This window comes from Pseudomonas sp. Irchel s3h17 (genome assembly GCF_900187505.1).
In the GTDB taxonomy this organism is placed as follows: Bacteria; Pseudomonadota; Gammaproteobacteria; order Pseudomonadales; family Pseudomonadaceae; genus Aquipseudomonas.
This window is the reverse complement of the sequence record NZ_FYDL01000010.1, coordinates 36875-57370: the sequence shown is the minus strand read 5'-3', so window position 1 is coordinate 57370 and position 20496 is coordinate 36875. Positions and strand designations below refer to the sequence as shown.

General features: G+C 62.1%; 18 protein-coding genes. 9 read left to right on the top strand and 9 right to left on the bottom strand.

The annotated features are described in order from the left end of the window. The 3 genes from CKW25_RS15945 (at nucleotide 1) to CKW25_RS15935 (ending at nucleotide 2679) form a co-directional block, all read left to right on the top strand. Nucleotides 1–1266 carry an ABC transporter permease gene (locus CKW25_RS15945; RefSeq protein WP_095080485.1) on the top strand — a complete coding sequence of 422 codons (1266 nt, stop codon included), beginning with the start codon at nucleotides 1–3 and terminating at the stop codon, nucleotides 1264–1266. An 11-nt stretch (nucleotides 1267–1277) separates the two neighbouring features. Next, nucleotides 1278–1796, top strand: coding sequence for a DUF3299 domain-containing protein (locus CKW25_RS15940; RefSeq protein WP_095080875.1), 519 nt, complete (start codon nucleotides 1278–1280; stop codon nucleotides 1794–1796). Nucleotides 1797–1980: 184 nt separating this feature from the next. Next, complete coding sequence (locus tag CKW25_RS15935; RefSeq protein ID WP_095080483.1) at nucleotides 1981–2679, top strand: OmpW family protein; 699 nt, start codon at nucleotides 1981–1983, stop codon at nucleotides 2677–2679. Between the two features lie 86 nt (nucleotides 2680–2765). On the opposite strand, the gene CKW25_RS15930 is transcribed toward CKW25_RS15935, so the two are convergent. The 3 genes from CKW25_RS15930 to CKW25_RS15920 form a co-directional block, all read right to left on the bottom strand. Continuing rightward, complete coding sequence (locus CKW25_RS15930) at nucleotides 2766–3695, bottom strand: NAD-dependent epimerase/dehydratase family protein (RefSeq protein ID WP_095080481.1); 930 nt, start codon at nucleotides 3693–3695, stop codon at nucleotides 2766–2768. Further along, nucleotides 3688–4572 (bottom strand): sugar nucleotide-binding protein, encoded by an 885-nt coding sequence (locus tag CKW25_RS15925; protein ID WP_095080478.1) that lies wholly within the window; start codon nucleotides 4570–4572, stop codon nucleotides 3688–3690. The genes CKW25_RS15930 and CKW25_RS15925 overlap by 8 nt, the downstream gene beginning before the upstream one ends. Before the next feature lie 183 nt (nucleotides 4573–4755). Continuing rightward, nucleotides 4756–6894, bottom strand: coding sequence for a mechanosensitive ion channel family protein (locus CKW25_RS15920; protein ID WP_095080476.1), 2139 nt, complete (start codon nucleotides 6892–6894; stop codon nucleotides 4756–4758). 207 nt (nucleotides 6895–7101) lie between these two features. Here CKW25_RS15920 and CKW25_RS15915 point away from each other — a divergent pair, with 207 nt between their 5' ends. From CKW25_RS15915 to CKW25_RS15905, 3 genes are read left to right on the top strand one after another with little or no spacing between them, the layout of a single operon-like run. After that, a complete protein-coding gene (locus CKW25_RS15915; RefSeq protein WP_095080474.1) occupies nucleotides 7102–7911 on the top strand; it encodes an endonuclease/exonuclease/phosphatase family protein in 810 nt (269 codons plus the stop codon). Further along, nucleotides 7908–9215, top strand: coding sequence for a cardiolipin synthase ClsB (gene clsB / locus CKW25_RS15910; RefSeq protein ID WP_095080465.1), 1308 nt, complete (start codon nucleotides 7908–7910; stop codon nucleotides 9213–9215). The genes CKW25_RS15915 and clsB overlap by 4 nt, the downstream gene beginning before the upstream one ends. Then, nucleotides 9202–10173: a lysylphosphatidylglycerol synthase domain-containing protein gene (locus CKW25_RS15905; RefSeq protein WP_095080459.1), complete on the top strand. Its 972-nt coding sequence runs from the start codon at nucleotides 9202–9204 to the stop codon at nucleotides 10171–10173. Before clsB ends, CKW25_RS15905 begins: the two co-directional genes overlap by 14 nt. A gap of 35 nt (nucleotides 10174–10208) precedes the next feature. Here the strand turns inward: CKW25_RS15905 and CKW25_RS15900 are convergent, their stop codons facing one another. The 3 genes from CKW25_RS15900 to CKW25_RS15890 form a co-directional block, all read right to left on the bottom strand. Next, complete coding sequence (locus CKW25_RS15900) at nucleotides 10209–10967, bottom strand: S9 family peptidase (RefSeq protein WP_095080454.1); 759 nt, start codon at nucleotides 10965–10967, stop codon at nucleotides 10209–10211. After that, nucleotides 10942–12066, bottom strand: coding sequence for a DUF3182 family protein (locus CKW25_RS15895; protein WP_095080448.1), 1125 nt, complete (start codon nucleotides 12064–12066; stop codon nucleotides 10942–10944). The genes CKW25_RS15900 and CKW25_RS15895 overlap by 26 nt, the downstream gene beginning before the upstream one ends. 184 nt (nucleotides 12067–12250) lie before the next feature. Further along, entirely contained in the window at nucleotides 12251–13246 is a 996-nt protein-coding gene (locus CKW25_RS15890) for a GlxA family transcriptional regulator (protein ID WP_095080446.1), read from the bottom strand. A 98-nt stretch (nucleotides 13247–13344) separates the two neighbouring features. Between CKW25_RS15890 and CKW25_RS15885 the strand changes: the two genes are divergently transcribed. Together CKW25_RS15885 and CKW25_RS15880 are read left to right on the top strand one after the other, a co-directional pair. After that, the gene (locus CKW25_RS15885; RefSeq protein ID WP_095080444.1) at nucleotides 13345–13899 is read left to right on the top strand and encodes a cysteine hydrolase family protein; all 555 of its coding nucleotides are present in this window, start codon (nucleotides 13345–13347) and stop codon (nucleotides 13897–13899) included. Between the two features lie 37 nt (nucleotides 13900–13936). After that, entirely contained in the window at nucleotides 13937–14761 is an 825-nt protein-coding gene (locus CKW25_RS15880) for an alpha/beta fold hydrolase (protein WP_095080442.1), read from the top strand. Between the two features lie 82 nt (nucleotides 14762–14843). On the opposite strand, the gene CKW25_RS15875 is transcribed toward CKW25_RS15880, so the two are convergent. The 3 genes from CKW25_RS15875 to CKW25_RS15865 all read right to left on the bottom strand — a co-directional run bounded on the left by CKW25_RS15875 (nucleotide 14844) and on the right by CKW25_RS15865 (nucleotide 17452). After that, on the bottom strand, nucleotides 14844–15311 hold the full coding sequence (locus CKW25_RS15875; protein WP_095080441.1) for a hypothetical protein: 468 nt from the start codon (nucleotides 15309–15311) through the stop codon (nucleotides 14844–14846). Between the two features lie 206 nt (nucleotides 15312–15517). Continuing rightward, nucleotides 15518–16045: a single-stranded DNA-binding protein gene (locus tag CKW25_RS15870; protein ID WP_095080439.1), complete on the bottom strand. Its 528-nt coding sequence runs from the start codon at nucleotides 16043–16045 to the stop codon at nucleotides 15518–15520. Between the two features lie 9 nt (nucleotides 16046–16054). After that, entirely contained in the window at nucleotides 16055–17452 is a 1398-nt protein-coding gene (locus CKW25_RS15865; RefSeq protein WP_095080437.1) for an MFS transporter, read from the bottom strand. 191 nt (nucleotides 17453–17643) lie between these two features. Here CKW25_RS15865 and uvrA point away from each other — a divergent pair, with 191 nt between their 5' ends. Beyond that, nucleotides 17644–20478 (top strand): excinuclease ABC subunit UvrA, encoded by a 2835-nt coding sequence (uvrA, locus tag CKW25_RS15860; RefSeq protein WP_095080436.1) that lies wholly within the window; start codon nucleotides 17644–17646, stop codon nucleotides 20476–20478. Nucleotides 20479–20496: the final 18 nt, after the last annotated feature.

The following is a 20496-nucleotide window of genomic DNA, read 5'->3' as shown; positions in this document are numbered from 1 at the left end:
ATGTATTTGTTTCGTCTGGCCATGGCCAGCCTGGCTAACCGCCGCTTCACCGCGATCCTCACGGCACTCGCCATCGCCCTGTCCGTGTGCCTGTTGTTGGCCGTGGAGCGTGTGCGCACCGAGGCCCGCGCCAGTTTTGCCAGTACCATCAGCGGCACCGACCTGATTGTTGGCGCACGTTCCGGCTCGGTGAACCTGCTGCTGTACTCGGTGTTTCGCATCGGCAACGCCACCAACAACATCCGCTGGGACAGCTTCGAGCACTTCGCCAACAACCCGAAAGTGAAATGGGCGATCCCGATGTCCCTGGGAGATTCCCATCGCGGCTACCGGGTGATGGGCACTACCGACGCCTACTTCCAGCACTATCAATACGGGCGCCAGCAAAACCTGCAACTGGCCAGCGGCAGAGCCTTCGCCACGGACCCGTTCGAGGTGGTGCTGGGTGCCGAAGTGGCTGAGGCGCTGCACTACACACTCGGTGCAAAACTGGTACTGGCCCACGGCGTGGCGGCGATCAGCCTGGTCAAGCACGACGACAAACCCTTCACCGTGGTCGGGATCCTGAAACGCACCGGTACGCCGGTCGACCGCACGCTGCACATCAGCCTGGGAGGCATGGAAGCGATCCATGTCGACTGGCACAACGGCGTACCGGCCCGGGGCGATGGTCGTGTCAGCGCCGACCAGGCGCGCAACATGGACCTCACGCCGCAAGCCATCACCGCGTTCATGCTCGGCCTGAACAACAAGATCTCGACGTTCGCCCTGCAACGCGAGATCAACGAATTCCGTGGCGAGCCGATGCTGGCGATCCTTCCTGGCGTGGCCTTGCAGGAACTCTGGAGCCTGATGGGCACCGCCGAAAGAGCCCTGTTCGTGGTATCGCTGTTCGTGGTGCTGACCGGATTGATCGGCATGCTCACGGCGATTCTCACCAGCCTCAACGAGCGCCGCCGGGAAATGGCGATCCTGCGCTCGGTCGGCGCCCGGCCCTGGCATATCGCGACATTGCTGGTGCTGGAAGCCTTTGCCCTGGCCGTGTCCGGGGTGGTCGCGGGGCTGGGCCTGCTGTACCTGGGGATCGCCGTGGCCCAGGGGTATGTCCAGTCCAACTACGGCTTGTACCTGCCGCTGGCCTGGCCAAGCGAGTATGAATGGACGCTGCTCGCTGGCATCCTGCTCGCCGCCCTGCTGATGGGCAGCGTGCCGGCCTGGCGCGCCTATCGCCAATCCCTGGCCGATGGCCTGTCGATCCGTTTATGAGGATGTTGAAGATGCCCCGCGCCTTGCTTGCGCTGTTGATGCTGGTCGCGCTGCCGCTGTGGGCGGCCGAGCCCAAGGACCTGACCTGGTCGCAAATGATCCCGCCGGACGCGCCCGTCGAAGTACCGAACATGAAGCCGCTGCACGACCTGTCGCAGATCAGCGATGCGCTGTCGGCCGAGTCCGCGCCAGCCGCCCGGCAGGACATGCCCAATGCCCCGGTGGTGCAAAGCCTGGACGGCCAGCACATTCGGCTGCCGGGGTACATCGTGCCTCTGGAGGTCAGCGAGGCAGGCCGCACCACCGAGTTTCTGTTGGTGCCCTACTTCGGCGCCTGCATCCATGTTCCACCGCCGCCGTCGAACCAGATCGTCCATGTCAGAAGCGAAGTCGGCGTGAAGCTCGAGGAGTTGTACCAGCCGTACTGGATTGAAGGCGCGATGCAGGTCAAGGCATCCACCAGCGAGTTGGCGGATGCCGGGTATCAGATGGAAGCGGACAAGATTTACCTGTACGAATTGCCGGAGTAAGTCCGGTAAGTTTTTATGGCCCGATCAGACCTGACGTCTACGCTCAAGCCAGCGCGCACGATGACCGCATGCTGTTGCAACGATCTTAATGCGCCATCACGCTTTCATTGAGCTGTGTCAACGTCCCATGCTGGAGCGCTCCATAAAATGGGACATAGAATTTAAATTGTCCCTTGGAGCCCCCATGCACAAGTCATTGCTTAGCGCTTCCCTCCTTGCATTCGCGCTTGCAACCCCCTTCGCCCAGGCCTTTGAAGCCGGCGACATCATCCTCCGCGCCGGCGCCATCACCGTGAACCCGGACGCTGACAGTTCCAGCGTCAAGGTCGATCAAGGCCCGCTGGCGGGTGCAGACTTGGGCGGCAAGGCGACCTTGAGCAGCGACACTCAGCTGGGTCTGAACTTCGCGTACATGATCACCAATAACCTGGCGATCGAACTGCTGGCAGCCACCCCGTTCGAGCATGACGTCAAACTCAAGAACACCGCGCTTGGCGTGGTCAACGGCAAACTCGGTACCATCAAGCAACTGCCACCCACCCTGAGCCTGGTGTACTACCCGCTGGACCACAAGTCGGTCTTCCAACCTTATGTGGGTGCCGGCATCAACTACACCTGGATCTACGACGAGCACGTGGGCAGCGAGGCCAGCGCCAAAGGTTTCGACAACTTCCGCGCGGACAGTTCCTGGGGCATGGCATGGCAGGTCGGTGCCGACTACATGCTGACCGACCACATCATGATCAACGGCCAGGTGCGCTACATCGACATCGACACCACCGGCTACGTGAACAACGACGCTCTCGCCGCGGGCACCCGTGCCAAGGTGGATATCGACGTGGATCCATGGGTCTACATGGTGGGCCTGGGCTACAAGTTCTAAGCCCGACACCCTCGCCACAAGAAGCTATCTGTCACACCAAAAAAAGGCGCCCCTCGGGGCGCCTTTTTTTGTCCGTCGAACCGCCCTCAGCGCCCCAACAACCGGGCCAGGCCGACACTCATCGGCGTCTGCTCAGGGAAGGTGAAACGCTGCAACAGCCGCTGGTTATTGGCACGGGAATGGCGGATGTCACCGGCGCGGGCCGGTGCATAGGTAATCGGAGGCAAGTCACCGACCACCTCTTTCAAGGCCTGGAGCATTTGCTTGAGGGTGGTCGCCTGGTTCCAGCCGACATTGACCGCGCCCACTTCCAGTGTCGGCGCCTCGATGGCCTGCACCAGCAAGTCCACCAGGTCTTCGACATAGACGAAATCGCGTGTCTGCTCACCATCGCCGAACACGGTAATCGGCAGGCCTTTTTGCGCACGCTCGCTGAAAATGCTGATGACCCCGGAGTACGGCGACGAGGGGTCCTGGCGCGGGCCGAAGATATTGAAGAAGCGGAAAATGGCCGGCTCCAGCCCGTGCTGGCGGCGGTAGAAGTCGAGGTAATACTCACTCGCCAGCTTATCCGAAGCGTAGGGTGTGAGCGGTGCCTTGGCGGTGTCTTCGTCGATCGACTCACCTTCACCGTTGTTGCCGTAGACCGCCGCGCTCGAGGCGAACAACACGCGCTTGACGCCCGCCTGGCGCATGGCTTCACAGACGTTCAAGGTGCCGATGAAGTTGCTCTGGTGCGTACGCACCGGATCGTCCACCGACGCCTGCACCGAGGCCACGGCGGCCAGGTGCGCCACCGCACGGCAACCGGCCATCGCCCTCGCCACCAGCGCGGCGTCAGCCACATCGCCTTCGATGAGCTCGACTCGTGGATTATTCAGCGCCAGGTTACTGCGTTTGCCGGTGGACAGGTCATCGAGGATACGCACCGAATGGCCCTTGGCGAGCAAGGCATCGGTGAGGTGCGAGCCAATGAAACCGGCACCGCCGGTGATCAAAACAGGGCCATCAGCCATGACGATAAAACCTATCCAGTAAGGCCGGGAGGGCTGCGCGCCAGGCGCGAGGCTTGATCCCGAAGGTGTGTAGAATTTTCTTGCAGGCCAGTACCGCGTGCTGCGGTTCTTCGGCGGCATCCGAACGCGCGGCATGAGCCTGGGCGGTCGGTGCCTCGATGGCCAGCGGGTGCAGGTTGCGGGCTTCGGCGAGGATCGCCTGGCCCAGCGCCAACGGCGTGGTCGCCTCATGCCCGGCGTAGTGGTATGTGCCCCACAGTGGCGCGGCGCAATCGAGTTGCTTGAGCACCGAAATGATCACCCGCGCGGCGTCATCCACCGGTGTCGGGTTGCCACGCCGGTCATCAGCCAACAGCAACTCTTCGGTCAATTCGGCACGCGCCAGGAAACGCCCAAGGGAGCCGTCGAGACTGTCATCGAGCAACCAGCCAAAACGTAACATCACGTGTTGCGGGCAGGTGGCGCGCACACTTTGCTCGATACGCCACAAGGCCTGGCCACGCAGGCCCAAGGGGACGGGCTCGTCTTTCTCGCTGTAGGCCGTTGCCCGCGAGCCATCGAATACTCGATAGCTGGAAGGCTGTAGCAACACGATATTGTGGTGCTGGCACAGTTCGGCCAGCCGTTCGACCGCTCTTTCCTGCGCCGCCAGACGCGCCTCGGCCACGGTTTCGGCCTGGAACCAGTCGAAGTAGTAGGCGAGGTTGATCAGCGCGTCCGGGCGCGTGTCGTCGAGCAGTTGTGTCAGGCTCGCGGCGTCCCAGCCGTCTTGGGGTGGACGGGGCGCGAGGAAACCGATGTCTTCCTCCGCACCGAGGCGAATCAGCGCCTGCCCAAGGGCATTTCCGCCACCCAGTAACATAAGGCGCATTCGCATAGAGTCAGCAGGCCCAGTCTGTTTGGAACGATGGTTGTGTCGACAGCACCCACGGGCGTTGCCGTTGTGAATTGCCAGAATCCTTGCATTTTGCGGGTTTAAAGCGCAACCGTCACCCGTAAAGTGTAGATCGCCCGGTTACACCCCCACCCATTGGCCAATGAGTGCGTCGTGGCAAGGGGGTCATGGGTTGCGTGTCGGCTGGGGCAGCACCACCCCCGGACTGTCCTTGGCACCAGCGTGTTCGTCATGCTTGTCCTCGGGTTTGTCCAGGTGCCGCTCATGCAACAACACCTGCTGTGGATAGGTTTGCGCGAAATGCACCCAGGGGCTGTTATCCACAAGCTTTTTCAAGCGCAGGTTGAACGCCCTGTTCACCGCATACTGCCCGCCCGACACCGTTCGGAACTGCGCCGTCAGGACCATGCCGTTGAGGTCCATTTTGTCGACACCGAAGACCTCCAGCGGCCCCTGCAGGTTGTACTTGAGGAACGGGTCCTCGCTGATCGAGCGGCCCGCCTCGCGGATCAACAAGATGGCCTTGTCGACGTCGGTGTCATAGGTGAATTGCACCGAGAAATACGCAAAGGCGAATTGTCGCGACTGATTGGTGACGGCCTTGATCTGCCCGAAAGGCACCGAGTGCACGAACCCCTTGCCATCACGCAGACGCAGGGTGCGGATGGTCAGCCCTTCCACCGTGCCGGCATGGCCGGAGTCGAGCACCACCCAATCGCCGATCGACAGGGTGTCTTCGACGATGATGAACAACCCGGTGATCACGTCCTGCACCAATTGCTGCGAACCGAAACCGATCGCCAACCCCACCACCCCGGCACCGGCCAGGAAGGGAGCGACGTTGATCCCCAGATTGGCCATGGTGGTGATCGCGCAGATCACCACCAGGATGATTTTGATCGCATTGCGCAGCAGCGGCAGGATGGTTTTGATCCGAGTGCTCGGCTGGCGCGCATTGCGCTTGTTGACCGGGGGCTTGAGCGCTTCATGGATGGCCGTGTCCAGCACTACCCAGACCAGCCAGGTGATCAGGAAGATCAGGCCGATGCGGCTCAGGGAATCGCTGATCGCCCGGCCAACGGCATTGCTGACCGCGAACTCGAACAGCGACACGCCCCAGATCCGCCCCAGGATGTCGATGAAGGCAATCGCCATGAGGATCCGCAGCAAGGCGTGGGACAGGGTGAGGAAACGCTCTTTATAGGCACTGCTGCGCTGCGCCGCCAGCGCACCGGAGGACTTGAACATATGTTGCAGCATGGTGCTGATGAACACGGTGGCAATCAGCAGGATGGTGGTGAACAACGCACAACGCAGCACCTTCTGGTTGTCGTCGCCAATGCCGATCAGGTTGATCACCGAGACCAGCACCATCAACAGAATCGGCCAGTACCAGACGCCGGAAAAGACCCGCAGCGTCTCGCGTAATGCCGGCTGACTGGTCCGCTGGGCCAGTGGCAGAATCCGGATCATCTGGCCGACCGGCCGGCGCAGGCGAATCACCAGCAGACCGAAAATGATCGAAGCCGTCACCCCGGTAAACACCGCGATACTGCTGGTGAGGTTGTCGCCCAGGCGATGGGCGATCTGCGGGCTGGTCAAGGCGTCGCTGAGGGCAACCAGGAACCCCATCAGGAACAACGGTCTTGGGCAGTGCTGGCGAACGATGCGCACCGCACAACGTTTGTGCCCGACATTGAACAGCACCACCAGCGACAACAGCAGCGAAGCCGCGAACAGGCCGGCACTGGTGGCGTAGGCCAGGCACAGCGCCAGCGCCCGACCGGCCGAGGCTTGCAGAAGCAGGCTGATGTAGAGCGTCACGGGCAGGCTGACCGCGGCCGGCAAGGTGTAGCCCAGCAAGTAGTCGAGCAACGCCCGGCCGCGTTCGCGGGCACGCAACATGCGTGACGTTGCAAGGCGCCTAGCCAGCATGCCCCCCAGCAGCCGCAGCAGCACAAAAAGACCGATCCACACACAGGTCAACAACACGAAGTCGCCGACCACGCGCCAGTTCGAACGAGGCGACGGCTCATTGACCAGTTGATCCACTTCATCGACCGCCCGGTCCGCCCGCTCACGCCAGGCTTCGACCAGATGCTCGTTGAGATCGAGCTTTTCCTGCACGTCATCGATGCTGTTGCTGATTGCCCCAAGCAGGCCGCCCTGCACGATCGGTTCGGGTGCCGCGGTTGTCGCGGTCCCCTTCACAGCCGCCAGCCCGGGCAGTGCCGCCTCCGACCATTGGGGGCTGCCGATGCACAGCAGTAACGCGAGCCAGATCGCAGCCTTGAGATGAGCCAAAACGCGGCGCTCCTATTGACGAGGGGTGATGGACACAGAAGATCGCAGCCTTGAGCGGTCGCTACAAGCGTAGATGCCCATCGGCGCTCTGACACCCGCACATTTCCCGCCCCCCGATACCGTCCGTAGCCCCATCGAAACTTTCTTGATCGCCCGGCGGTCATCCACAAACAGGGGCGGCTCGAAGGCTATTCGGCGGGAGGACACATGGCGGCGTTTGACAGTGGCAACGGTGAGCACGCGTGTCAACCGGACGGACTGATCGAACGCCCCGCCAGCGTGCGCCGCTTCACCGTGTTGACGGTCAATACCCACAAGGGCTTCGCCGCGCTGAACCGGCGCTTCATCCTGCCTGAACTGCGCGACGCGGTGCACAGCGTGTCCGCCGACGTGGTGTTTTTGCAGGAGGTCCATGGCACCCACGAGCCCCACTCCCGGCGCTACAGCCGCTGGCCGAGCATGCCCCAGTACGAGTTCCTGGCCGACAGCCTGTGGCCGCAGTTTGCCTACGGGCGTAACGCGGTGTATCCAGAGGGTGACCACGGCAACGCCCTGCTGTCGAAATTCCAGATCATTGGCCATGACAACCTCGACATCTCCATCAGTGGCCACGAGGGCCGAGGCCTGCTGCATTGCGTGCTGTGCCTGCCCGACAGCCAGTACGTGCATGCCATCTGTGTGCACCTGGGCCTGCGTGAAAGCCATCGGACTCAACAGCTCGCACTGCTGATCCAGCGTCTGGACGGCTTGCCGGCGGAGGCGAAAGTGATTGTCGCCGGCGACTTCAACGATTGGCGCCAGCGCGCCGACACCCTGCTCACACCTTGGGGACTGCGCGAAGTGTTTGCCGAACACCACGGCAAACCGGCACGTAGCTTTCCCGCACGGCTGCCAATGCTGCGCCTGGACCGCATCTATGTGCGCAACCTCAAGGCCCACCGCCCGCAGGTGCTGGCCGCGCGCCCGTGGTCACACCTTTCCGATCACGTCCCGTTGTCGGTGGAGATCGAGCCATGAGCAGCGCGCCCCTGGAAAAAACAGGCCTCAGGCCCACCACCGAGACACCGGGCCCGGCCAACAGCGACCGCGCGCTGAGCGACCTCGACTATGGCTGGCACGGCAATAACCGTGTCGAGTTGCTGGAGAACGGCGAGGCCTATTTCCCCAAGGTGTTCGAGGCGTTGCGTCAGGCCACCAACGAAATCCTGCTGGAGACCTTCATCCTGTTCGAGGACAAGGTCGGCAACGAATTGCAGCAGATCCTGATCGAGGCCGCGCAGCGGGGCGTGCGGGTCACCGTCAGCCTGGACGGCTTTGGCTGCGGTGAAGTGGCCAGTGAATTCCTGCTGGCGATGTGCGATGCCGGGGTTCAATTGCAACTGTTCGACCCTGCGCCACGACGCCTGGGCATTCGCACCAATTGGTTCCGCCGCCTGCACCGCAAGATCGTGGTGGTGGACGGCGCCATCGCGTTTATCGGTGGGATCAACTTCAGTGCCGATCACTTGGCCGACTTCGGCCCCGAAGCCAAGCAGGATTACGCCGTCCTGATCGAAGGCCCGGCGGTGGTGGATATCCATCACTTTGTGCTGGTGCAGAACGGGCGCCGTGCCAGGGCCCGCTATGGCTGGCGGCGGCGCAAGCGCCAGCGTATGGAGCTGGCGCTCAACGATCACGGCGGTCAGGTGCGATTGGTTTACCGCGATAACCGCGACCACCCGCGCGACATCGAGGACGTGTACTTGCAGGCGCTGCGCAGTGCCCAGCGCCGTGTGCTGATCGCCAACGCCTACTTCTTTCCGGGCTACCACCTGCTGCGCGAGATTCGCAACGCCGCCCGCCGTGGCGTCGAGGTGCGCCTGATCCTGCAAGGCCAGCCAGACATGCGGGTGGCCAAGCTCGCGGCGCGCCTGACCTATGATTACCTGCAAAAATCCGGGGTGGTGATCTACGAATACTGCGACCGCCCGCTGCACGGCAAAGTGGCCCTGGTGGACGAAGACTGGAGCACCGTCGGCTCCAGCAACCTCGACCCCTTGAGCCTGTCGCTGAACCTTGAAGCCAACGTGCTGATTCGCGACCGGGCGTTCAATCGCGAACTGTTCGAGCGCCTGGATCAACTGAGCCACGAGCATTGCACCGTCATGCCCGTCAACCCGTCACCCCGAGGGCTGCTGTGGCGCATGACCATCGGCTTCCTGGTCTTTCACTGCCTGCGCCATTTTCCTGCCTGGGCCGGCTGGCTACCGGCGCACAAAGCCCGCCTGCAGCCATTCACAGCGCCCACCCGACATGCCGGTGAGCCCCATGAACCGCCTTGAGTCCCATGCCGGACAGTGGCACTCGCGCTGGCATCGCGTGAAGAAGCCCCTCACCGCGCTGTTCTTTTTACTGCTGATCGTGCTGTTCACACTGCTCGCCCAACGCATCGACTGGAACGAAGTGTTCGACACCCTGGCCGCGTTCAAAGTGCGCACGCTGATCATCGCCTCGATGTTCACTGTGCTGAGCTTCCTGACCTACGCCTGCTACGACCTGATCGGCCGCACCTACACGCACCAACGCCTGAGCTGGCGGCAAGTCCTGCCCGTGGGCGTCATCAGCTACGCCTTCAACCTCAACCTCAGCGCCTGGGTCGGGGGCATCGCCATGCGCTATCGCTTGTATTCGCGGTTGGGCGTGAGCAAGGGCAATATCGCCAGGATCCTGGGGCTGAGCCTGACCACCAACTGGCTTGGCTACATGGTCGTGGCCGGTGCGATCTTCAGCAGCGGCCTGGTGCGCATGCCGCCGGGCTGGACACTCAGCAGCGCCGCGCTGCAAGGCGTAGGAGTCCTGTTGCTGTTGGTGAGTACGGGGTATCTGGCAGCTTGCCGGTTTTCCGGGCGTCGCGGGTGGGTGGTTCGCGGTGTGGAAATCAACCTGCCCTCTGCGCGCATGGCATTACTGCAACTGGCATTGGGTGCGCTGAACTGGTCGTTGATGGCGGCAGTAATCTTCACCCTGTTGCCCGGCAAGCTCGATTACCCGCTGGTACTCGGGGTCTTGCTGATCAGCGCCATCGCCGGGGTCATCACCCACATTCCTGCCGGGCTCGGCGTGCTTGAGGCGGTGTTCGTCGCGCTGCTGCAACACCAGGCCTCGCGCGGCAGCCTGATTGCCGGGCTGATTGCCTATCGGGCGATCTATTTCCTCCTGCCGCTGCTGATCACCGTGGCCATGTACTTGCTGATCGAAGCCCGGGCCAAGGCGCTGCGCATCGAGAAAAGACCTGATTGAGCCTGATCGCCTCCTGGCTGCCAACAGTGCAGCCTTCAGCTCGACTGAATGATGCTCAGGCGCTCACCCACCACCATTTCAGTGATCCAGCCAACCAGGATCGACGTATAGGCTTGTTGCGCCACCGGCTCGCTCAGGGCGTGATCGGCGCCATCGATGATCCGGTGAGTCATGGAGTGGGTGTGCTGAAACGCCGCGCGATAACTCATCAACGTCGCGTGAGGCACATGCTCATCGCTTTGCGACTCCACCAGCAGCACATCGCCGGTAAATTGCGAGCAGGCATGCAACGCACGATTGCTGTCGGCGGGCACCAGTCGGCTGCGGTAATCCAGCAGATCCTGTTTATCGAGGTCGCGCTTGGGGGCGTCCCACCGCTCGTCGCGGTACAGCGCCGGGACTCGCAACGCCAGCCAGCGTACCGGCCGCAACGTGCTGAGGATGGCCGCCAGGTAGCCGCCATAACTGGTCCCCACCACCGCCACCGCCGAGGTATCGATGGCCGGGTGTGCGAGCAAGCGGTCATAGGCCGCCAGCAAATCCCTGAGGTTGTCTTCACGGGTGACACGGGACAGGGGAATACCCGTGCCACCGGTGTGCCCGCGCAGGTCGAAGGTCAGGCACACGCAGCCAAGGCCGGCGATACCCTTGGCCCGCTCCAGGTCCCGTTCCTGGCTACCGCCCCAGCCATGCACGAACAACACGCCGGGCACCCTGGACTTGGGGGTGAGGAAGGTCGCGCTCATGCATTCGCCGTCGACCTCGATGTCAATGGTTTCGCTTTTGGCCGTCATAGGGTTTGACCGTTACGTACTTGAGCAGGCATTCACTGTTTGCTGCCGGGCCGCGATAGACCTCGATGGCGCCTGCGGGCAAGGGGCGGTCACTGTAGGTTTCCACCGCCGACACGCAGACCGCGCCCACCGCCGGGTGGTTGACGAAGCTCTGCAAGGCCGCCACCTCCGCGCTGCTGGCACCGCCCACGCGCCAGGACTGCTCGAGGACACCGCTACGCTTCTGGCCATTGGCATCCAGCCCCTGGGCAATATCGTAGTTGCGGCGCGAGGCATAGAACCCGGGGTAGGACTCGTCCGCCGCGCTGTCGAACACCTGGGCCTGCTCGATTGCCAGGCGTATGTCATCGGCCAGCGGCAATTTGAGCAGGTCGTCGTAGTAGCCCTGCACCACCAGCAAGTCCGAACCGCCATAGACCTTCTCGCCCTGCCCGTCCTCGGTCAGGTGCTGCTGGCCGCAATAGCTCAGGACCCTGTCGCCGATGAAGCTCTGGCCGACGCTGTGGGTCACGACGTTTTTCAGCTCCTGTTCCAGCACCACGCCGGCGGCGAACAACGCGTCGGTATCGGGACGGGTGAGGATCCTTCTGAAAAAGTCGAGACTGCGGATCACCTCCTGGCCACGTCCGGCGCAGGCATGAATCGGCTTCAGGCGGATCGGACCGTGCTCGAGCAACTGCTCGGCCGCCAGCCGCGCATCCGCCAGCGAAAACACGCTGATGCCCTCGAGCACCACCTTGCGCACCCGCTCGGGGAACAGTGCGACCCAGCCTTCAGGCGCCAGCGCATCCCGGTTCAATAAACCGTGAACAATGGCCTTGGTGCAGATGAAAGCATGGTCAACGTAGCCACCCCACAGATCTTCCGGTCCCTTGACCCCCAGTTGCCGGGCCTCGGCAGCGCCCACCAGGGTCTGGCTGGGCAGCAGGTAGAGGTCGTGTCCGCCATGCAGGTCCGGGTCAAAGCTGCCACCGTACGGCCAGCCGAGAATCTGCGCCAGCCATTGGGCCAGCGCACGGTTGGTCTCGACTTCGTGAAGCGGCGCCTCGGCTCGGGTCGAGTGGGCAACCACCAGCTTTTTGCGATTTGTCGGGGTCATGCGTCCCCCTGCCATCTGCATTCGATGAATGTCGCTGAAGCGGTGCTGGGACCAGGCCAACCCCGCCGACAGCCCGACACGGGCAACCTCCACCCGCTGTTACAACAGTAGTGGCTGCGGCTGCGTTTTATTCTGCACGACGACGACCGGCACTCCGGCAGGTCGCACGATCAGCTCGCCCCCGCTATCGCGACACTACTGGCGAAGGGCTCACACCGAACCGTGCGCGGTAATCGCTGGGCGCCAACCCGGTGATTTTCTTGAACGTGGCGCGAAACGCCCCCGGATCCGCATAGCCCACGCTCCAGGCAATGTGATCAATGGTGCCGTTGCTGAACTCGAGCATCTCCCGGGCCTTGCCGACTCTCAGGTGCTGGCAGTACTCGGTGGGTTTCAAACCCGTCGCCGCACGAAAGCGCCGCAGGAACGTCCGCTCCTCAAGCCCGGCCTGTTGCGCCATCACGCTCACTGAAACCTCCACCGCGCCATTGCCTTGCAACCAGTGCTGAACCTTGAGAATCGCCGCGTCGCCATGGCTCAGAATCGGCGCAAAGTTGCTGCCGCACTGACTGGCGCTGTCGCTGTGCTCGACCACCAGGAAACGCGCGGTGCCGGTGGCGATGCTCGGCCCCAGCAAGCGGTCGACCAGCCGCAACCCCAGCTCGGACCACGCCATCAGACCGGCGGTAGTGATCAGGTCGCCATCGTCGACAATGGGCTTATGGGCATGGAGCTTGATCTTCGGGTAACGCGCGGCGAACGGTTTGGCCGAGGTCCAGTGGGTGGTGGCGCTGCGACCGTCAAGCAGACCGCTTTCGGCCAGCAGGATCGAGCCTACGCACACGCCGCCCAAGGTCGCGCCAGCAGCATGTTGCCGACGTATCCATTCGATCAGCGCGGGCGATGCCTGGCCTTCGGAAAAGCCGCCAATCGATGGCGGGATCAACAGCGCCACCAGCGCCCCTTCGGGACCGGGATGACTGTCGTAGGTGCGTCTGGGGGCCTGGTCGGCGTCCACCTGCCAATGGCTGATCCGCAACAGCGGCAACTGCGCGCTCCGATGCTCGGTGGCAATGCGGTTGGCAACGCCGAACAGATCGGTCAAGCCGTGTACCGCGGCCAGCTGTGCCCCGGGATAGATCAGCACGCCCAATTCGGCGACTGCGCGAGCCATGCCCATTGTCAGTTTTCCCCCTGCTATTGTCGGTGCGGCCAATCCTCGAAACGCCTGCCAAACCCGATACTTCGTGCCACACCCACGCGTTCGAGGAAACACCCATGGCCAAGCAAGCACTCATCCTAGTCGATATCCAGAATGACTACTTCCCCCAAGGCAAATGGCCGCTGGTCGGTGCAGACGCGGCCGCCGACAATGCGGCGAAACTGGTCCAGGCCTTTCGCGAGGCCGGTGATCAGGTGGTGCACATCCGCCACGAATTCACCGCCGACGCGGCACCGTTTTTCACCCCGGGCTCCGAAGGCGCGAAGCTGCACCCCAAAGTCCTCGACCGCCATGACGAACCGGTGGTGCTCAAGCACTTCGTCAACTCGTTCCGCGAAACCGAACTACAGTCAATCCTCGACCAGCAAGGCATCGAGCGCCTGGTGATCGTCGGCAGCATGAGTCACATGTGCGTCGATGGCATCACTCGAGCCGCGGCCGATCTTGGCTACACCGTGACGGTCATCCACGACGCCTGTGCGACCCGCGACCTGGAGTTCAACGGCCTGGTTGTGCCGGCCGCCCAGGTCCATGCCGCGTTCATGTCGGCCCTGGGCTTTGCCTACGCCGATGTGGTGTCCACCGAAACGTTTCTGGCTGCCAACCACTGAGCCTCACCCACCTGAGCATTCATTGGAGACGAAAGACATGGCGACTCTCACCACTCGCGAAGGCAACACCCTGTATTACAAGGACTGGGGCCACGGGCAACCGGTGGTGTTCAGCCACGGTTGGCCGCTGAGCGCCGACAGCTGGGAATCGCAGATGCTGCACTTTGCCAACAACGGCTTTCGCACCATCGCCCATGATCGCCGCGGTCACGGGCGCTCGAGCCAGCCGTGGGATGGCAACGACATGGATCACTACGCCGACGACCTCGCAGAGTTGATCGAACACCTGGACCTGAACAACGTGATCCTCTTCGGCTTCTCCACCGGCGGCGGTGAAGTCGCGCGTTACATTGGCCGCCACGGCACCCGGCGCCTGGCCAAGGCCGGGCTGATTTCCGCTGTACCGCCCTTGATGCTCAAGACCGAAACCAACCCCAAGGGCCTGCCGATCGAAGTCTTCGATGGCATCCGCGCCGGCTCCATCGCTGACCGCTCGCAGCTGTACAAGGACATTGCCGGCGGCCCGTTCTTCGGCTTCAACCGCCCAGGCGCGACATCATCCCAAGGGCTGATCGATTCGTTCTGGATGCAAGGCATGATGGGCGGTCACAAAAACACCCTCGACAGTATCAAGGCGTTTTCGGAAACCGACTTTCGCGAGGATTTGAAGAAGTTTGATCTACCGACCCTGATCATCCATGGCGACGATGACCAGATCGTGCCGATCCAGGCGGCGGGGCTGGAGAGCAAGCGATTGATCGAGCATGCCGAACTGATCGTCTATCCGGGGGCGCCCCATGGACTGACGGATACTCATAAAGAGCAGGTGAATGCCGATATGTTGCGCTTCGCGCAGGGGTAGGCGACCAGCTTTCAGCGACAAGTAAACGCAAACAAGCCATGTTTGGGGTACCGAAGCGTGGCTTGTTTAAAGTGGCATTTGATTAAACGAGCGATGGATCCACAGATACATGAAACCTGTCATCACTCAAGTGGCGAACTTGAATCTCACTACTGACGTCGCGGCCATCCGCCCCTATAACAAGATAGTGGGCTTGCAAGTAAGACTCGCGACTCATGAGTCCCTTTGAAAGCAGATTGCGAGCCCATGCAACACATACGCAACCGACTGTTGTTATGGGGCCCGGGTACAGCTGGATGTACTGAAAAAAGGTCGGACCTGACAGTCTGTCGTAGGTGATGGTAGATGGACCAAAAATCAGCGTGGCAACACCTACAGCACCTATGACAAGGCCGATTCCCATCAGCAGCCGACCATTGTAGACAGCGTCTCCATCTGCTCCCTCGAGGTAAGCGGCATACTTATTGGAAAAGCCGACGACATGACAGTCCTCGGCAGACGACTTCAACTCTATTCGGTCCTTTGTCTTTTCTTCAGTGCCTGCTTGCATGATCCACTTCCATTGAAAAAGTGAATACTAAGCAATGGCAACAGCAAAAAAATGCCGAACAAACAGATTCAGAAATCTCCCACACAAAAAAGAAACTATTCTGCGCAATCCATTAAAACTGAAAGTCTGTCTTACTTCGAAGCCATAAAAAGCCCCTGGATAGGGGCTTTCCGGTAGAAACCTTACAGATTGCTCTCAGGTATTCTCTAGAATGGAATATCGTCATCAAAGCTGTCGAAATCCGCAGCCGGCTGCGGTGCGGCCTGTTGCTGTGGCGCTGGGCGCGACTCACGCTGCGGCTGTTGTTGCGGTGCAGGACGCGGAGCCTGCTGGCGCGGAGCGGATTGCTGGTAGTTGTTACCGCCGCCCTGGCCTTGTTGGTCGCCCTGTGGACGGCCGCCCAGCAGCTGCATGGTGCCTTGCATGTCGACCACGATTTCGGTGGTGTAACGCTTGATACCGTCTTTTTCCCACTCGCGGGTCTGCAGCTTGCCTTCGATGTAGACCTGCGAACCTTTACGCAGGTATTCGCCGGCGATCTCTGCAACCTTGCCGAACATCGACACACGGTGCCATTCGGTCTTTTCGACTTTCTGACCGGTTTGCTTGTCGGTCCACTGTTCGCTGGTCGCCAGACTCAGGTTGGTCACGGCGTTACCGTTAGGCAAGTAGCGAACTTCGGGATCCTGGCCGCAAGTACCGACCAATATGACTTTGTTAACCCCACGGGCCATAACGTTCTCCTAGGCTTCGCACGCTGTCGGCGCCGGGTTGTTGACCAGGCGCTCGAGGGTGGTGCGATCCAATAGTTCGGTGTCCAATTTGATGTAGATCGCCGCTTCATCGGCGACAACAACGGCATCTGTTACCCCTACAACGGCCAAAAGGCGCTCGACCAGACCGGCTTCGCGGACCGCTTCAGGCGATAACGGCAAGCGCAGGCTCGTCACATAGGGAGGTTCACGCATGGTAACAGCAAAGGCCAGCCAGAGGGCAGCCAGACCTGCGCATCCGAGGAACACAACCGACAGACCGCCATGCTGGAACATCCAGCCACCCATGATCCCGCCGAGTGCCGAACCGAGGAACTGGCTGGTGGAGTAAACCCCCATCGCCGTGCCCTTGCCGCCTGCCGGTGAAACCTTGCTGATCAGCGACGGCAACGAAGCCTCCAGCAGATTGAACGCGGTAAAGAACACCACCGTCCCGATCACCAGAGCCCGCAAGCTGTCGCCGAACTGCCAGAAGAATAGCTCAGTGAGCATCAGCGTCGCGACGGCACCGAGCAAAACTCGTTTCATTTTGCGTTTCTTCTCGCCGTAGATAATGAACGGGATCATGGCGAAGAAGGAAATCAGCAGCGCGGTCAGGTACACCCACCAGTGCTGCTCCTTGGGCAGCCCGGCCTTCTCGACCAGCGCCAGCGGCAAGGCGACGAAGCTCGACATCAACATCGCGTGCAATACAAAAATGCCCAGGTCCAGGCGCAGCAGGTCCGGATGCTTGAGCGTCGGCATCAGGGCCTGGCGGGCCACGCCGGATTCGCGGTGCTGCAACGGGCCGGTGGAGCGCGGCACCATGAACATCACGATCAGGATGCCGATCAGCGCCATGCCGCCCGTCGCCAGGAACAGGCCGGACAGCCCGAATGCGCGGGTCAGCAACGGGCCGACCACCATGGCCACGGCAAACGACAGGCCGATGGTCATGCCGATCATGGCCATGGCCTTGGTGCGGTGTTGTTCGCGAGTCAGGTCGGACAGCAAGGCCATGACCGCGGCGGAGATCGCCCCGGCACCTTGCAGGATGCGTCCGGCGATCACGCCCCAGATCGAATCGGCATTGGCAGCCAGCACACTGCCCAGGGCGAAGACGATCAGCCCCAGGTAAATCACCGGGCGCCGACCGATACGGTCGGAAATCACCCCGAACGGAATCTGGAACAGTGCCTGTGTCAGGCCATAGGCACCAATCGCCAGGCCGATCAGGGCCGGGGTCGCGCCTGCCAGGTCCATGCCATAGGTCGCCAGTACCGGCAACACCATGAACATGCCAAGCATACGGAACGCGAACACCAGGGCCAGACCGCTTGCTGCGCGGGTCTCGCTACCACTCATGCGTTCGCTGTGGGGATCGTGCATGGAATTACCTCATGTGAACCGGCGGCGATTCTACCAGTCCCATCGGTTGACGGGGTATAGGGTGACGCTTTGACGCGCACGGATGACAGACTCTTCATGTAAGGCTGCGCCGCGCTCATTTGACAGTGTGCATCCATCCAGTATTTGGCCGTATACTCTTGGGTTTTCGACGCCCGCCAAGCGAGGCCATCTTGGACAAGATCCTGATTCGTGGGGCTCGAACCCACAACCTGAAGAACATCGACCTGACCCTGCCACGGGACAAGCTGATCGTCATCACCGGCTTGTCCGGGTCCGGCAAGTCTTCCCTGGCATTCGACACGCTGTACGCCGAGGGTCAGCGACGCTATGTCGAGTCACTGTCGGCCTACGCCCGACAGTTCCTGTCGATGATGGAAAAGCCTGACGTCGACACCATCGAAGGCCTGTCGCCCGCGATTTCCATCGAACAGAAATCGACCTCGCACAACCCGCGCTCCACCGTCGGCACCATCACCGAAATCTACGACTATCTGCGCCTGCTTTACGCCCGCGCCGGTATTCCGCGCTGCCCGGATCACGACATTCCACTGGAAGCCCAGACCGTCAGCCAGATGGTCGACCTGGTCCTGGCCCAACCCGAAGGCAGCAAGCTGATGCTGCTGGCCCCGGTGATCCGCGAGCGCAAAGGCGAACACCTGTCGGTCTTCGAAGAACTGCGCGCCCAGGGTTTTGTCCGGGCCCGGGTCAACGGCAGGCTCTGCGAGCTGGACGAACTGCCGAAGCTGGATAAACAGAAAAAGCACACGATCGACGTCGTGGTCGACCGCTTCAAGGTTCGCGACGACCTGCAACAGCGCTTGGCCGAATCGTTCGAAACGGCGTTGAAACTGGCCGATGGTATTGCCCTGGTCGCTCCGATGGACGACGAGCCAGGCGAGGAGATGATCTTCTCCGCCCGCTTCGCCTGCCCGATCTGCGGCCACGCCATCAGTGAGCTGGAGCCCAAGCTGTTCTCCTTCAACAACCCGGCCGGCGCCTGCCCGACCTGTGACGGCCTGGGGGTCAAGCAGTTCTTCGACATCAAGCGCCTGGTCAACAGCGAACTGACCCTGGCCGAAGGCGCGATACGCGGCTGGGACAGGCGAAACGTCTATTACTTCCAGATGCTCGGCTCCCTGGCCTCGCATTACGGCTTCAGCCTGGAAGTGCCGTTCGGCCAGCTGCCGGCGGACCAGCAAAAAGTCATCCTGCATGGCAGCGGTACGCAGAACGTCGATTTCAAGTACCTGAACGACCGTGGCGACATCGTCAAACGCTCACACCCGTTCGAAGGCATCGTGCCGAACCTGGACCGTCGCTACCGCGAAACCGAATCCGCCTCGGTACGCGAGGAGCTGGCCAAGTTCCTCAGCACCCAGCCGTGCCCGGACTGCCGTGGCACCCGCTTGCGTCGCGAAGCGCGGCACGTGTGGGTGGGCGAGAAAACGCTGCCGGCCGTGACCAACCTACCGATCGGTGATGCGTGCGACTACTTCGGCACGCTGAGCCTGCCCGGTCGCCGCGGCGAAATCGCCGACAAGATCCTCAAGGAAATCCGCGAGCGCTTGCAGTTCCTGGTCAACGTCGGCCTCGACTACCTGTCGCTGGACCGCAGCGCCGACACCCTGTCAGGCGGTGAAGCACAACGCATTCGCCTGGCCAGCCAGATCGGCGCCGGGCTGGTGGGCGTGCTGTACATCCTCGACGAGCCGTCGATTGGCCTGCACCAACGGGACAACGACCGCTTGCTGGGGACCCTCAAGCATCTGCGCGACATCGGCAACACCGTGATCGTGGTCGAGCACGACGAAGACGCCATTCGCCTGGCCGACTATGTGGTGGACATCGGCCCGGGCGCGGGTGTGCATGGCGGGCATATCGTCGCCGAAGGCACACCCGCCGAAGTCATGGCCCACCCGGACTCGCTGACGGGCAAGTACCTGTCCGGCCGGGTGAAGATCGAAGTGCCGGCCAAGCGCACGCCGCGCAACAAGAAGCTCTCGCTGTCGCTCAAGGGCGCCCGAGGCAACAACCTGCGCAATGTCGACCTGGATATCCCGATTGGCCTGCTGACCTGCGTGACCGGCGTATCCGGCTCCGGCAAGTCGACGCTGATCAACAACACCCTGTTCCCCCTCAGCGCCACGGCACTGAATGGCGCGACCACCCTGGAAGCCGCCGCTCACGACGGCATCAAGGGCCTGGAACACCTGGACAAGGTGGTCGACATCGACCAAAGCCCGATCGGTCGTACGCCACGCTCCAACCCCGCCACCTACACCGGGCTGTTCACGCCGATTCGCGAACTGTTTGCCGGCGTACCGGAATCCCGTTCCCGGGGCTATGGCCCGGGGCGCTTCTCGTTCAACGTGAAGGGGGGACGCTGCGAAGCGTGCCAGGGCGATGGCCTGATCAAGGTCGAGATGCACTTCCTGCCGGACATCTATGTCCCGTGCGACGTCTGCAAGAGCAAGCGCTATAACCGTGAAACCCTGGAGATCAAGTACAAGGGCAAGAGCATCCACGAAACCCTGGAGATGACCATTGAAGAGGCGCGGGTGTTCTTCGATGCGGTTCCAGCCCTGGCGCGCAAGCTCCAGACGTTGATGGATGTGGGCCTGTCGTACATCAAGCTGGGGCAATCGGCGACAACGCTGTCGGGAGGTGAGGCACAACGGGTGAAGCTGTCCCGCGAGCTGTCCAAACGCGACACCGGCAAGACCCTGTACATCCTCGATGAGCCGACCACCGGCCTGCACTTCGCGGACATCCAGCAACTGCTCGACGTCCTGCATCGCCTGCGCGACCACGGTAATACCGTGGTGGTGATCGAACACAATCTGGATGTGATCAAGACCGCCGACTGGCTGGTGGACCTGGGTCCGGAAGGCGGTTCCAAGGGCGGCCAGATCATTGCCGTGGGCACGCCTGAAGAAGTGGCCGAGATGAAGCAGTCCCATACCGGGTACTACCTCAAGCCCCTGCTGGAACGCGATCGGGCTTAACACTGCCCCATGAGAAAG